The 13488-nt window shown below is 64.5% G+C and carries 10 protein-coding genes; 3 read left to right on the top strand and 7 right to left on the bottom strand.

The features are described from left to right. Positions 1–23 precede the first annotated feature (23 nt). Positions 24–4820: a filamentous hemagglutinin N-terminal domain-containing protein gene (locus G3N97_RS39255; RefSeq protein WP_346778004.1), complete on the bottom strand. Its 4797-nt coding sequence runs from the start codon at positions 4818–4820 to the stop codon at positions 24–26. A gap of 566 nt (positions 4821–5386) precedes the next feature. Then, positions 5387–6388, bottom strand: a complete 1002-nt coding sequence (gene ftrA, locus G3N97_RS01945) for a transcriptional regulator FtrA (protein WP_205991655.1) — start codon at positions 6386–6388, stop codon at positions 5387–5389. Between the two features lie 99 nt (positions 6389–6487). On the opposite strand from ftrA, the gene G3N97_RS01940 reads away from it, so the two are divergent. Next, entirely contained in the window at positions 6488–6919 is a 432-nt protein-coding gene (locus G3N97_RS01940; protein ID WP_241030319.1) for a rhodanese-like domain-containing protein, read from the top strand. On the opposite strand, the gene G3N97_RS01935 is transcribed toward G3N97_RS01940, so the two are convergent. Further along, on the bottom strand, positions 6916–7422 hold the full coding sequence (locus tag G3N97_RS01935; protein ID WP_205991653.1) for a universal stress protein: 507 nt from the start codon (positions 7420–7422) through the stop codon (positions 6916–6918). The two genes, G3N97_RS01940 and G3N97_RS01935, sit on opposite strands and share 4 nt — an antisense overlap. Positions 7423–7621: 199 nt before the next feature. Here G3N97_RS01935 and G3N97_RS01930 point away from each other — a divergent pair, with 199 nt between their 5' ends. Next, positions 7622–7927: an NIPSNAP family protein gene (locus tag G3N97_RS01930; RefSeq protein WP_205991652.1), complete on the top strand. Its 306-nt coding sequence runs from the start codon at positions 7622–7624 to the stop codon at positions 7925–7927. Positions 7928–8070: 143 nt separating this feature from the next. Further along, entirely contained in the window at positions 8071–9549 is a 1479-nt protein-coding gene (locus tag G3N97_RS01925; protein ID WP_205991703.1) for a GGDEF domain-containing protein, read from the top strand. A gap of 263 nt (positions 9550–9812) precedes the next feature. On the opposite strand, the gene G3N97_RS01920 is transcribed toward G3N97_RS01925, so the two are convergent. The 4 genes from G3N97_RS01920 to G3N97_RS01905 form a co-directional block, all read right to left on the bottom strand. Next, positions 9813–10091, bottom strand: a complete 279-nt coding sequence (locus tag G3N97_RS01920; RefSeq protein ID WP_027818693.1) for an HU family DNA-binding protein — start codon at positions 10089–10091, stop codon at positions 9813–9815. Positions 10092–10267: 176 nt separating this feature from the next. Continuing rightward, the gene (locus tag G3N97_RS01915) at positions 10268–11650 is read right to left on the bottom strand and encodes a glutamine synthetase family protein (protein ID WP_346778003.1); all 1383 of its coding nucleotides are present in this window, start codon (positions 11648–11650) and stop codon (positions 10268–10270) included. A 138-nt stretch (positions 11651–11788) separates the two neighbouring features. After that, positions 11789–12349, bottom strand: coding sequence for an XRE family transcriptional regulator (locus tag G3N97_RS01910; protein ID WP_205991651.1), 561 nt, complete (start codon positions 12347–12349; stop codon positions 11789–11791). Between the two features lie 45 nt (positions 12350–12394). Continuing rightward, the coding region (locus G3N97_RS01905; protein WP_205991650.1) for an FAD-binding oxidoreductase at positions 12395–13488 on the bottom strand (1094 nt) is incomplete at its 5' end.

Raw genomic sequence — 13488 nt, 5'->3', positions numbered from 1 at the left:
GTTCGTTACGTCCTGAGCAGCCGCTACCGTCGTGACGCCACCGCTGCCGACGCCCCCCCCCGATTGACCACGTTGTTGCCGATGATCGTCGTCGCCACGTCGCCCGAAACATGGGCGCTGTTCGTCACATCGCCCGAGGCGGCCAGCGTTACGCTGTTACCCGCGACAAGCGCGCCGCTGTCCTGAAGGTCTACCGCATCCGACTGCGCGAGATAGAGCTTTGGCACCAGCACCGTTTCCGTCGTGCCATCCGGCAACGTGACCGTCTGGTTGACGAGCCACACCATGTCGGTGGTCAGCTCAGCCATCTGCGCATCGGTCAGCGCGACGCCCACGGTCAGGTTGAACGCCTGCGCGTATTGCACGCCGTTATTCATCAGCGCCGTGTACTCGTCCAGGTTGTCCGTGTACGCGCCAAGGAACGTGCGACCGGTCAACTGCGTGACCTGGTTCATCACAAGCTGTTCCTCGTACAGCCCGTCACCGAGGCGCTTTTCCGTCTCCTGCGGGTTCAGCCCGAGCTGATCGAGCATGTAATCGCTGGAGATGAATTTCGAGTAGCTGGTAAAGCGCGAATCGGTTGCGACCAGATAGCTCGCACCCGGCGCTGTGTTGTAGCTGTAGAGCGCATTCGTCGGCAACGTGAGGCCCGGAATACCGCCACCAGCCAGCGTCTGCGCGCTGGCGCTACCAATCTTCTGGCCGGTCGCATCGCCGCCGGAAACGCCCGCGCCTGTGACCGTATCGCCCACGCGGCTGACGCTCGCGATGTTGATGTTCTGCGCGTCCGTCACGACCGCCTGATTTGCCGTTGCGATCGCTGGCAGCGACGCAACCGTGGTTGTCGCCAGAGGAACGGTTGCATCCTCGACCGTCTGCGTATCGGTACTGCTGCCCGTTTTCTGGTGCCAGTAGAATACCGACGTATCGGTTTCCGTCGTGGTCTGCTGCAACAACGTGCCGGTGTCGTTGACGGTCCCGCCGTCCGCGCGGCGCACCAGATTGCCGCCTGCCGCCATCGTGGAAGATTCGTTGTTGATCGCGCCGCCATCCGCATTGACGGAAATCGAACCCTGCGCCTGAATCGTTGCCTGCGTACCCGCGCTCACAAGCTGGTCCGCCGTCGTCGTGGTCGTAACCGTCCGGCTCATTTCGACGTAGTCGTGGTTATCCGAGCCGAGATCGGTACGCACCTGCACAGAGGAAGGCAGGATATTGATCGCAGGATCGAAATCCGGATAAAAGCTGATCGTCACCGTGCCGTCTGCGTTCTGCGTCAGGCTCTGGTAATACTGCGTGGCGTTGTTCGTGATCGTGCGTGTCTGCGGAGTCGGCTGTGCACACCCGTAGCAGGACTGGTTGATGATGTAAGTGTCAGTCAGCGGGGTCGTCAGCGAAAACGACTGGCTGGCCGTGTTGATGTTCGTCACCTGCGAAGCGGGCAGCGTAACGGTAAGCGGAATGGCAAGCGCCTGGATAGCGGCGGCACCGATAGCGCCAGCGGTGAACATCCACTGCCGATAGGTTTCGCTTATGTAATTGCCAAGCTCATCCTGCGTAAGACCACCGGTCCAGAGTGTGAGGGTCTGCCCGGTTGTGGTTGTGGACGCGCCGCCGCCTCCCGTGACGACGCCCGTGCGCTCGTTCGTCAGCGTCGTCGCGGCCACGTCGATGTTGCCAACCGCCTCAATGCTCGAACCGCTGTTGAGGATGCTGGTGGTCTGGTCCGCCAGCAGGCCGCTCGAATCACGCGCACTGTCGCGCGCGAGTTCCATGTTCCCGCCGCTATAGATCAGCGCGCCGTCTGCATTGACCAGCGAATCGACCGCATAGATACCGAGGAAGGTTGCCCCTGCGATGACGGCCTGTGCGCCGTCGTTGGTCACAGCGTTCGCGTGCAGGTTGACGTTATTACCCATCACCGCACCGGTATTCTCCAGCGTGGCGCTGCTCGTCGTGACGCTATCGCCTTCAATGATGCCCGCGTTGGCGATATCGTTCGACGCGCTGACCGTCGTCGCGGCGGAATTCATGTCCGCCCCGGCTGCATTGATGACGTTGGCGGCGGTCACCGTCAGCGCATTTCCGGCCTGCAGGTCGCCCGTGCTCGTGAACGTGCCCGTGGTGCTCAGGTTCAGGTTGTTGTCCGCGTGCAGGGCGCTCGCTGCATCGTTGGCGAAATCCCCCTGAAGCGCGAGCGTCAGGTCGTGGCCTGCCGTCATTTCGCCCGCGTCGGACAGCGTGCTGCTCACGCTGATATCCTGGTTCGCGCGCACCGCGCCGCCCGCGTTTTCCATGCTCGCGACCGTCAGCGACACATCCTGCCCGCTCTCGATGGTGCCGCCCGTGTTGTCCAGCGTCGCGCCGGGGGCGTTCAGGCTCAGGGCCGTGCCGCCGTAAAGCAGGCCATCCCGATTGCTGATCGCCTGCGTTACGTTCAGGCCGGTCACGCCGCTGCCAACGATCTCGCCGCCGTTATCGTTTGTGAGCGTCTGTGCGGCGACGCTCACGTCGCCGTTACCACCTGCCACGCCACCGGTATTGTTGAATGTGCCGGTGGCGCTGATCGTCGTCTGGCCGCTCCCGGCGTTGACGATGGAGCCTGCCGTGCTGTCGATGCTGGCGGCGCTCACGTCAAGCGTACTGGTCGCGCCGTTCGCCGCGACCGTCCCTCCGGCATTGAGCAGCGCGCCCTCCGCACTCAGGGAAACATCGCCGCCGCTCTGCGCCGAGCCTGCCGTGTTATCGAAATTGCCCTGCGTGGATATCGCGAGGCCGCTGGCACCGTATATCTGACCGCCATTGGCGTTAACGATGCCGCTGCTCGCGGTAATGCTCGCCGCCTTCTGTGCGTTCAGCGCGCCGGCCGTATTGTCCAGCGACACCGCCGCTACGGTGAGTGCGCCATTGGTGGCAATGCTACCGCCCGCATTCGACAGCGCGCCCTTCGTCTGTACGGCAAGCGTACCCGTGCCTGCGTGCTGAATATGACCGCGGTCATTCGTCACGGTCTGCGCCGTAATCGTCAGGTCCTGTGCGTTGGTGGCAATCGTGCCACCCGTGTTGTCGAGCGTGCCGCCCGCGCTTACCGTCTGGTCAGCGGTCCCCGTCTGCGTAATGGCGCCGTTACGGTTGGTCAGGTTGCCCGGTGTCGACACACTGACCTGCGCGCCCGCCACCTGTCCGGACGTATTGTCGATGGATGCGCCGGAAAGCGTGGTCGTACCGCTCGCGGCGGTCGTCTCAAACGTGCCGCCCACATTCGAGAGTGCGCCCGAGGCCTGCACATTGAGCGCGCTGCCGGCTGCGACCTGACCACCATCATTCGTGACCTGCGCGCCTGTGAGCTGCGCATTGCCAGCGCTGCCAATCTGCGCGCCGCTCGTATCGAGCGCGCCCGTCGCGCTGGCGGTGAAGGCTGTGCCCGCGCCTACGGTCGCGCCCGTGAGCGCGAGATTGCCGCCCGTAGCGGTCAGCGCAAGGGCCGTACCGGCGGAAATCTGCGAACCGGCCAGGTCGAGCGATACCCCATAAAGCGTGACCTGCCCCGTCGCTACATTCGTACCCGTCGCGGCGAGCGCCCCGGCAGATACCACGCTCAGGTTGCCGCTGCCGGTGAGGTTGCTGTTGTCGTCCAGGCCCGCGCCGAGTACGCCGGATGACGCCACGCTGCCCGCATCCACGTTCAGATCCGACTGCGCCGCAAGCGTGCCCGTATTCGAGAGCGCGCCCGCCGTGCTCACGCTCGTCGCGCCCTGCGCGTAGATGCTGCCGGAATTGACAACGCTGGCCGCGTTGATGGCGACGTTGCCGCTCGCACCCATCGTGCCGGACTGCACAAGCTGGCCTGCCGTGGTTAGCGTCAGGTCGCCCGCCTGCGCCTCGATGACGCCCGCGTTATTGACCCCGACGCCGTATTCGTTGCCCACGAGAACGATGCGATTACTCCACATACCGCCCAACTGCGAAACGTCAATCGAGACGGTCGGCACGCTGCCGGTCCCGGTCGTCGGCGTCGCGCTCAGGCTCGCGTAATCGACGTTGTTCGCGCCCGCCACGACGTTCAGCGCGTTGGCGTGCAGCGCCGCATTGACCTGCACCGCACGCGATATCAGATCGACTTCATCAATGTTCGACGCATTGAAACCGTCGCCCTGAACCGTGATGCTGCCCTGCGTGACATTGAAGCCGGTAAGGTTGCCGCTCGCGTCGAACAGCGGATTGCCGGTCGTGAGGATGCCGCGCGCGGTGTTGATGAAGCCGCCGCCATCCACGACGATCCCCGAGGGATTCGCCACGACCACGTCCGCTTTCTGGCCAGCGACTTCAACGTAACCGCGCAATTGGGAGGGGCTGTTACTGTTGACCTGGTTCAGAATGATTTTTGCGGCGTCATTCGCGCCGAAATTCGGATTGCCGTTGATATATCCGGCCTGCTGCGTCTGCACGACCACAGGCGAGTTATTCAGGATGACGCCCGCTTTCGGCACATCAAACTGCGACCAGGTATTCACCGATACGCCCGCACCGGACGGTTTGGTGATATTGGCCTGCTGAATCCCGTTGGCCGTATTAATCACGTTGGCCGGATGCGCACCGGACGGAACAAGCTGTGCGAATACGGGAGAGGCTGCGCCAAACAGGATAATCGCGGCGAAAGCCGAGGCGACCATCGAAAACAGGGTAAAACTACGCAAGGTTCCAGGCGTGCGGCTATCACTGCGCGTCGATCCTGTCCCGCGCCCCATCGCCGACTCTTGCACAGCGATTAACATTCCCCGGAGCTTGTTAAATACGAGACGGTATTTATTCCGATTCATTTTTGTATGACGAATTAACTATGGCGGCCATACTCCCGTAAGGAAGAGAAATATTCTTTCAAAAAATGTAAAGATTTGATTTGCATCAAATACCAGTTCGTTTATGTAGCGTGCGTATAGGGCTAAAAATGCGCTCGGCCACCCCAGCTATTCAGGGCGCCGCCGGGGCTCGCTGGCGATGCTCGGGAATCCAGCGCCGCGCGTCTGGTCGCGGATGGCTCGAGCGCTTGATTCAGCACGGCCAACCAGCTTTGCGCCGAGACGTGTCAGGGTGAATCCGGCGTGAGCTCCCGGCGCTCCTTTTCCGAGGGCGTAAGCACTCGCAGCAGATTCACGCGTAGGCGCTCAAGTACGCGAAAGGTTTGAGCGGTATGGGTGACGGAAAGCGCAGGAACGATGCGCGGGCCGCGATCCGCAGCCGAACGCCACGACCATGCGATGCGCAGAGGCATGCAGGCACGCGTCTGAGCGACGTGAATGAAATGGCCCGTCTGGGCAAAAGAGAAAGTCGATTCGGGCGTTATCCGCGTGTGCGCGGCATCCGACGCATCGCAGCGAAACGCCGATTACCGAGTCTGACGACCCGACAAACCCGTGCGGCGCGCGCCACGCGCGAATTGCTCGCGATACGCCGCCGGACTCGTCAGCGCGATGCGCCGGAAATGCCGCCGCAACGACTCTTCCGAGCCGAAACCCGCGAGTTCCGCGACGCGCTCCATGCTCAGCGTCGGGCGCGCTTCCAGCAGATCGCGCGCGACGCTCACCCGCTCGCGCACGACCCATTCGTACGGGCCCATGCCGGTGGCGTCGAGAAATTGCCGTTGCAGCGTGCGCGGGCTCATCGCCGCGCGCGCGGCCAGCGACGCTACGCTATGTTCGAGACGCGGATTCGCGCGCACCCAATCCATCAGCCGCGCGAGCGGACTGCCTTCGTCGCGCGGCATCGGACGCGGGACGAACTGCGCCTGGCCGCCTTCGCGATGCGGCGGCACGACGAGCCGCTGCGCCACGCGATTGGCCACTTCGCCGCCATGATCGCGGCGCACGAGATGCAGCAGCATGTCGATGCCCGCCGCCGATCCGGCCGAGGTCAGCACCTGGCCTTCGTCGATATAGAGCGCGTCGGCTTCCACCTGAAGCTGCGGATAGCGCTGCTGCAACGCCTCCGCATAGCGCCAGTGCGTGGTGACGCGCTTGCCGTCGAGCACGCCCGCCGCCGCGAGCACGAACACGCCCGAGCAGATCGAACACAAACGCGCGCCGCGTGCGTGGGCGGCGCGCAATTTGCGCAGCAGCGCCTCGGGCGGACGCTCGTCGGTGTCGCGCCAGCCCGGAATCACGATGGTCTGCGCGCGATCGAGCATGGCCAGCGTATAAGGCGCCGACACGGTCACGCCGCCCGCCGCACGCAGCGGCCCGCGCTCCGCCGCGCACACGGCGAAGCGATACCACGCGACGTCGAGTTCGGGACGATCGAGCGCAAACAGCTCCGTCACGCAGCCAAATTCAAAGGTGCAGAGACGGTCATAAGCCAGCGCGACGACGAGATGAGGAGCGGTATCGGACATGGCGCGATGTTACCGGAAAATGACGATCGCGCCACTGTCGGCAAAGTGGCTGCGCACGCGACAATGCCTCGCATCGACACTCGAATATGGAGCGCAACCATGACCGTTCAGACGCAGATTTCCTCGCAGCGCACTTCTTTCGTCAGCGAGATTCCCGCCGCCGCGAGCGCGGATGCGCTGGCACATTTCAGCGCCTCGCTGGCGTTTGAAACCGATTGCTGGGACGTGCATGCGGCCCTCGCCGATCGCAGCCGCCAGCCCGATTTCGTACTGCTCGACGTACGCAGCCCCGCGCTCTACGCGCAGGGTCACGTACCGGGCGCGATCAACCTGCCGCACGGCAAGATCGTCGCATCGAAGCTTGAAGCGTATGCGCTCGACACGCTGTTCGTGACGTATTGCGCGGGGCCGCACTGCAACGGCGCGACACGCGGCGCCATCCGGCTCGCAAAACTCGGCCGCCCGGTGAAGCTGATGATCGGCGGCATCACCGGTTGGCTCGACGAAGGCTTCGACCTCGAACAAGCCTAGCCGCCGGCTTCCGTCGATTCCTCGGCGGCGCTGCCGGTTTGCGCGGCGGCGTCGGCATCGTCGGCACGCACCAATAGCACCGGACACGGCGCCTGGCGCGCGACACGCTCGGCCACACTGCCGAGCAATGCACGGCGCATACCCCGCCGTCCATGCGTGCCGATGACGACGAGCCGCGCGCCGCACGCCGCCGCCTCGCGCGCGACGCCGCCAGCAATATCGTCGCGCAGGTTCGCGAGCTGCACCAGCTCCGTCTCGCAGGCCACGCCCGCCACGCGCGCCTGTTCGTACGCCTCCCTCAGCAGGCGCCGCGCGTCGCCGCGCATGGCGTCCAGCAGATCGGCGGGCACATAACCCGCGCCCAGCCCGAACGGCGACACGGCGTCGAGCACGTGCACCACGCGCAACTCCGCCCCGCAGATATCGGCGAGCCGGATCGCATGGGCGAGCGCGGCGCGCGACATCGCGCTGCCGTCGTAGGCGACCAGAATCCTTTCATACATCGCGTTCCCTCCTCTCGTGCCGCAGTCGTTGCCTTTACACTTTTTGACTTTAGAGGCCGAGGAAAAGCGTGCGTTGACAGGTATCAACCGGATATCCGGCGCGCGCTCCGGATCGCTACAATCGTGCGGATCCGTCACAGGAGGCACGCGCCGATGGGTCTCGCGGCCAGCCCTCCGCATTCGAACAAGGACCACCGCCGTGATCACCTGCACCCTGCGTTACGTCATCGACCCTTACCGTCTGGCCGAATTCGAGACTTACGCCAGAATGTGGATTCCGCTCGTCGAGCGCTTCGGCGGCCAGCATCACGGCTACTTTCTGCCATCCGAAGGCGCGAACAATATCGCGCTCGCGCTGTTTTCCTTCCCGAGTCTCGCGGCTTACGAAACCTACCGCGAGCGTTCGGCGGCCGATCCCGACTGCCAGGCGGCCTTCGCCTACGCCAGTGAAAACCGCTGCATCGTGAGTTATGAACGCAGTTTCATGCGGCCGGTATTCGGGTAGGATTCCGGATATCGCGCGCCTCGCACTACAACAACCCTCGCACCCAGCCGCCGCGCGCGGGACCGGGCGCGCCCCCAACCTCGCCACCACACTGCACCGCTATGCAACAAGGCACTCCGGCCACCGCCGCCAGCTTTGCCAATATGGGCGTCGACCTGCTCGACTTCTTCGACGTCACGCCCACCTCGTTGTGGCTCGAGGACTATAGCCAGCTGCGTGCGCTGTTCGAGCGCTGGCGGGCGGCGGGTGTCGTCGATATTCGCGCCTTTCTCGAAGAAGATCCGCGCCGCGTCGCCGAATGCTCGGCGTGCATCCGCGTGCTCAAGGTGAACCAGCACACGCTCAAGCTTTATGGCGCGAGCAGTCACGAGGAACTCACCGCGCGCCTCGCCGACGTGCTGCGCGACGACATGTTTCAGGCCCACGTCGGCGAACTCGAACAGATGTGGGCCGGCGAGCCGCGCTTCCAGAGCAAGAGCGTGAACTACACGCTCGGCGGCCGGCGCATGGACATTCTGCTGAACGGCGTGATCCTGCCCGGCCATGAAGCGGACTGGAGCCGCGTGCTGGTGGCGATCGAGGACGTCTCCGCGCTGGAGGACGCGCGTCAGCGCGCGGCCGCGAGCCAGCTCTACGCGCAGGGCATTTTCGAGCACGCGCCGGTTTCGCTGTGGGTCGAAAACTTCTCGGCGATCCGCGAACTGCTGGAAGAAGCGCGCATGCAGGGCATCGTCGATTTCCGCACGTTCACCGACGTGCATCCCGAGTTCGTCGAGCGTTGCATGAGCGAGATTCAGGTGGTCGACGTGAATCACTACACGCTCGGCATGTATCGCTCGCCCGACAAGGCCACGCTGCTCGCGCGTCTGCCCGACGTGTTCCGCGACGAGATGCGGCCGCATTTTCGCGAGCAGTTGCTCGATCTCTGGGAAGGCCGCCTGTTTCAGCAGCGCGAAGTTGTCAATTACGCGCTAGACGGCAGCGAGCTGAATGTGCACCTGCAGTTCTCGGTGTTTCCCGGCCACGAAGAAAAGTGGGATCTCGTACTGCTCGCGCTCACCGACATCACCGCGCGCAAGAAAGCCGAGGCATACCTCGAATTCCTCGGCAAACACGACGTGCTCACGAAGCTCAAAAATCGCTCGTTCTACGTCGATGAACTGAACCGGCTGCAGCGCAAGGGGCCGTTCCCGGTCAGCGCGATCGTGGTCGACATGGACAATCTGAAGACCGTCAACGATCAGCTCGGTCATGCCGCCGGCGACGCGCTGCTGCGTCGCGCGGGCGAAGTGCTTGCGAAGGCGATCCAGAAGCCGTATCACGCGGCGCGGATCGGCGGCGACGAATTTGCCGTGCTGATGCCTGGCGCCGACGCGCGCGATGCGGAAATCGTCGCCGACAGCATCACGAAACTCGTCGAGCTGAATAACCAGTTCTACGGCGGGCCGCGTCTGAGTTTTTCGCTCGGCTGGGCGAGCTGCGGGGAAGGCGAAAGCGTGGAGGGCATGCTGCGCGAAGCCGACGCCGCGATGTACGAGGCCAAACGGCAGCGCTACGAGCTGTACCGAAACGGCGCGGTGAACGACGACTTGCGCGCCTCGGCGGGCAAGGACGATGCGTAACCGGGCGCGTAACGGCGCGTAAAGAACCCGGCGTAAAAAACCGGAACGCAAACGGCGCGACGTAAAAAACCACGCCAGAAATGCACACCGGGAGCAAGACGCGACGCGCCCTGCTCCCGGCTTGAGATGCGTTGCCGCCCGAAGGCGTGCCACGCGGCGGAGGCAGACGGCAAGTTGCCGTCCGCGCCCGCCTGGTTCGACGACGCGGCTAACCGGACTAATCAGCGAGCCAATCAGCGGCGGTCAGCCGGCGGCAGACGACATCACGACGCGTTGACGGCGTCCTTGAAGGCCTTGCCAGCCGTGAACTTCACCGTCTTCGCCGCAGCGATCTGGATTTCCGCGCCCGTGGCCGGGTTACGGCCGACGCGAGCGGCACGTTGGCCGGTCGAGAACGAACCGAAGCCGACGAGCTGCACGGAATCGCCCGACGTGACCGCCTTGGTGACCACTTCGAGGATCGCGTCGATTGCGGCTCCCGTGGCTGCCTTGGTCTCGCCCGTGCTTGCGGCGACTGCGTCAATGAGTTCCTGTTTGTTCATCTGCTTCCTGTGTTGAGTTGAGAAAACCTGCATACCCTACCGCACAAGGGCGAAACAGGCAAATCGCGTTGCATATCGAAACCTCCGGCACACGGGGCTTACACCGTCTTTCCGCAAGCTGGAACGATTCGTGCAGAGCGATTTTCTCACTTATTTTGTGGCTATTTCGCGTAATTTCACAAAAACCACCGATATTCGCGCGCCTGGAGGGCGTTCATGAAATCGAGATGGTCTTGCCGTTTATTTTCACAAAAAACCATCGTGAAGTCCTCGCCGAGCCCTTCCCGCACGCCCGAATGCGTGCGCATCGCGGCTACCGCCGAGAGCATGTCGCCGGGAAAATCGACGCCGCTGGCACGGTTTTCGTTGAGCGGCGCGATGGGTTCCTGCTGCGCGTCGAGGCCATATTCGATACCCGCGAGGATCGCGGCGAGCACCAGATACGGGTTCGCGTCGGCGCCCGCGAGACGGTGTTCGATCCGCAGATTCGCCTCGTCCGACTCCGGAATGCGAATGCACGCGTCGCGATCCTCGAAGCCCCAACTCGCCCGGCTCGCCGCGTTGACCATCGCGCCGTAGCGGCGAAACGCGTTGTGATTCGGCGCAAAAACCGGCATGCAATTCGGCAGCAGCGCGAGGCAACCGGCCACCGCGTGACGCAGCCCGCGCCGGCCGTTCGCCGCGAGCGCGTTGCGGCCGGCTTCGTCGTAGAGACTCACGTGCACGTGCATGCCGCTGCCCGGCGCGTCGAGCCACGGCTTCGACATGAAGCTCGCGCGATAACCGTGCTGCGTGGCCACGCCGCGCATGCTGCGGCAAAAGAGCGCCGACCAGTCGGCGGCACGCAAGGCGTCGTCGCAATGGCCGAAGTTGATCTCGAACTGGCCCGGCCCGAGCTCCGCCGTGATGACGGTCGCGTCCACGCCCTGCTCGCGCGCCGCGTCGACCATCTCGTGCAGCACCGGCGCGAAACGCGACAGGCGCTCGATATGCATGTTCGGTTGATCGTCCTCGTCGCCGACGCGCGGATCGCGCGCGTGACGCGGCATGCCCTCGCTGAGCTTCGCATCGAACAGATAGAACTCCAGCTCGAACGCGACGACCGGCTTGAGCCCGCGCCTCCGGAAACGTTCGAGCACGCGCGCGAGCACTTCGCGCGGCTCGAAGCCGATGGGCGCCGCCGTGCCGTCCGAGGTGATGAGCATCTGCGCGAGCGGCTGCGATTCCCAGCGTACACGCTTGAGCGTGCCGGGCACGAGACGGCGCGGCGCGTCGGGGTCGCCGTCGCGAAAGCAATAATCGCCGATCGGGTACACGCCGCCCTGCGTGCCTAGCAGGATGCAGTTTTGCGGCAGTTTGAGGAGCGCGCCCGCGGCGACCTTTTCGAGCATGTCGATCGGATAGCGCTTGCCGTAGAAATGCCCTGGAAGATCGAGGCAGATCAGATCGACGTAACGCACGTCGGGATGCGCGGCGCGAAACGCGCGGACTTCGCGCAGCAGATCGGCGGCGTTGGCGGGTTCATGCGCAGTTTCGTGGGCAGTTTCATGGACAGTCACTTCGATTTCCTCTTGTTCGTGTCGCGAGAATGACAATATTTTTCGGGTCTTATTTCGACATTTAGTTCGGAGTACAAATAACCATGAATACGCCGCCACGCGACGCACGGCAGCTAGTGCCGCCAGAAACAGGCGTAATTATGCAAACACCCAGAGCACGCGTGAGTTCTGTTCCGAGCGGTTCGCGTAGCTGAAACGACAGCGTGACGGCAACTGGAAGCTGTCGCCGGCGCGCAGCGTCACTTCCTCGTTTTCGCCATCGACCCAGATCGTCAGTTCGCCTTCGAGCACGAAACCGCCCTGCTCGTCGCTGTCATCGACGGGACGCTCGCCGCTCGTCGCGCCCGGCTCGAGCAGACTCTCCAGCATCGAAAATCCGCCCGACGACATGGTCGGCGACACCAGCACGTCGGTGATGCCGCCGCCGTAATAAAGCGTGCGACGCTCGCCGGGCCGGGTCACCCACGGCAGCGCGCGCGGCTTGCTCACGCTGTAAAAGTACGTGGTGGGCGTCTGCAGCGCTTCGCCGATCGCCGTGAGATCCGCCACCGTGGGCCGCGAGAGACCGCGCTCGACCTGCGAGAGAAAGCCCACCGAGCGCCCGATCTTCTGCGCGAGGTCGGCCAGCGTCACCTTCTTGTGCTTGCGCAGATCGCGAATCAGGATCGCGAGACCTTCGATTTCTTCCTGCTTGTCCATGTGCATTCCATCGGATCGGGCGGAATTGAAGCGCGGGCCGCGTCGCTAGACGACATCGCGCAGCCGGTACCAGAGCTTGCCGAGCGCCTCGAGCGGCGCGGCGAGCGCGTCGCCGCCAGGGAAACGCGGATTATGGATGGCCTCGTAATGCGAGAGCAAGCGCGTGTCGCCGAGGATCGCGTCGGTCACCGCGCGCGCGGCGGCCAGCGTCGGCAATACGCCGTGACCGGAAAAGCCTTGCAGCCAGTAGCGCCCGCGCGCGTGCCCGACATCGGGCGTGCGCCGGATGCTGATATCGATATGGCCGCCCCACGCATAGTCGAGCGCCACGCCGCGCAGCTGCGGAAACGCGCGTTCGAGGCTCGGGCGGATCGCCGCGCGAATGTCTTTCGGGATGCCGCCGAGATAGGTGCACGCGCCCCCGAACAGCAGACGATGATCGGGACTCAGGCGGAAGTAGTCGGGCACGAACTGATTGTCGATCACGCAGCTATTGCGCGGCAGCAGTGACAGCGCCAGCGACGGATCGAGCGGCGCGGTGGCGACCTGATACGTGCCGACGGGCAGCACGCGGCGCGCGAGATCGCGGTCAAGGCGATCGATATAGGCATTGCAGGCGAGCACGAGCGTACCGGCGTGCAACGTACCGTGCGGCGTCGTGACGACGAAACCGGCGGGCGTTTCGCGCCACTCGCGCACGCGCGTCAGCTCGAAAATGCGCCCGCCCGCGCGCTCGATCGCCGCCGCGAGACCGAGCGCAAGCTTGAGCGGATTCAGATGCCCCGCCTCGGGATCGTAGAGCGCCGCGCGATAGCGACGGCTGCCCACCCACTCGGGCATCTCCGCTTCGGAAATCACGCGCAGCGCGTCGTAGCCCCACTTCTGCTGCGCTTCGTCGCGCGCTGCTTCGAGCAGCGCAACGCGGCTGCGCTTCACGGCGGTCCACAAACTGCCCGGCCGATAGTCGATGTCAAAACCATGACGCGCGGGCAACTCGCGCACTTCGCGCGCGGCCCAGCGCATGCTGTCCCACAGTTCGCGCGCGCGTTCGACGCCGAGCGAGTGTTCGAGCGGTCCCATGTCGCAGGACCAGCCAAGCAGCGCCTGGCCGCCGTTGCGCCCGGACGCGGCCCGATCTG

It is taken from the genome of Paraburkholderia sp. Ac-20347 (genome assembly GCF_017104805.1).
Classification (GTDB): domain Bacteria; phylum Pseudomonadota; class Gammaproteobacteria; order Burkholderiales; family Burkholderiaceae; genus Paraburkholderia; species Paraburkholderia tropica.
The sequence above is the reverse complement of the archived record's forward strand: the minus strand, read 5'-3'. Positions and strand labels throughout refer to the sequence as shown.

Excerpts from the sequence above, each read along its gene's own strand:
- G3N97_RS01925 (WP_205991703.1), top strand. The coding sequence starts at position 8,071 with ATGGGCGTCGACCTGCTCGACTTCTTCGACGTCACGCCCACCTCGTTG.
- G3N97_RS01910 (WP_205991651.1), bottom strand. The coding sequence starts at position 12,349 with ATGGACAAGCAGGAAGAAATCGAAGGTCTCGCGATCCTGATTCGCGAT.
- ftrA (WP_205991655.1), bottom strand. The coding sequence starts at position 6,388 with ATGTCCGATACCGCTCCTCATCTCGTCGTCGCGCTGGCTTATGACCGT.
- G3N97_RS01920 (WP_027818693.1), bottom strand. The coding sequence starts at position 10,091 with ATGAACAAACAGGAACTCATTGACGCAGTCGCCGCAAGCACGGGCGAG.
- G3N97_RS01940 (WP_241030319.1), top strand. The coding sequence starts at position 6,488 with ATGACCGTTCAGACGCAGATTTCCTCGCAGCGCACTTCTTTCGTCAGC.
- G3N97_RS01935 (WP_205991653.1), bottom strand. The coding sequence starts at position 7,422 with ATGTATGAAAGGATTCTGGTCGCCTACGACGGCAGCGCGATGTCGCGC.
- G3N97_RS39255 (WP_346778004.1), bottom strand. The coding sequence starts at position 4,820 with ATGAATCGGAATAAATACCGTCTCGTATTTAACAAGCTCCGGGGAATG.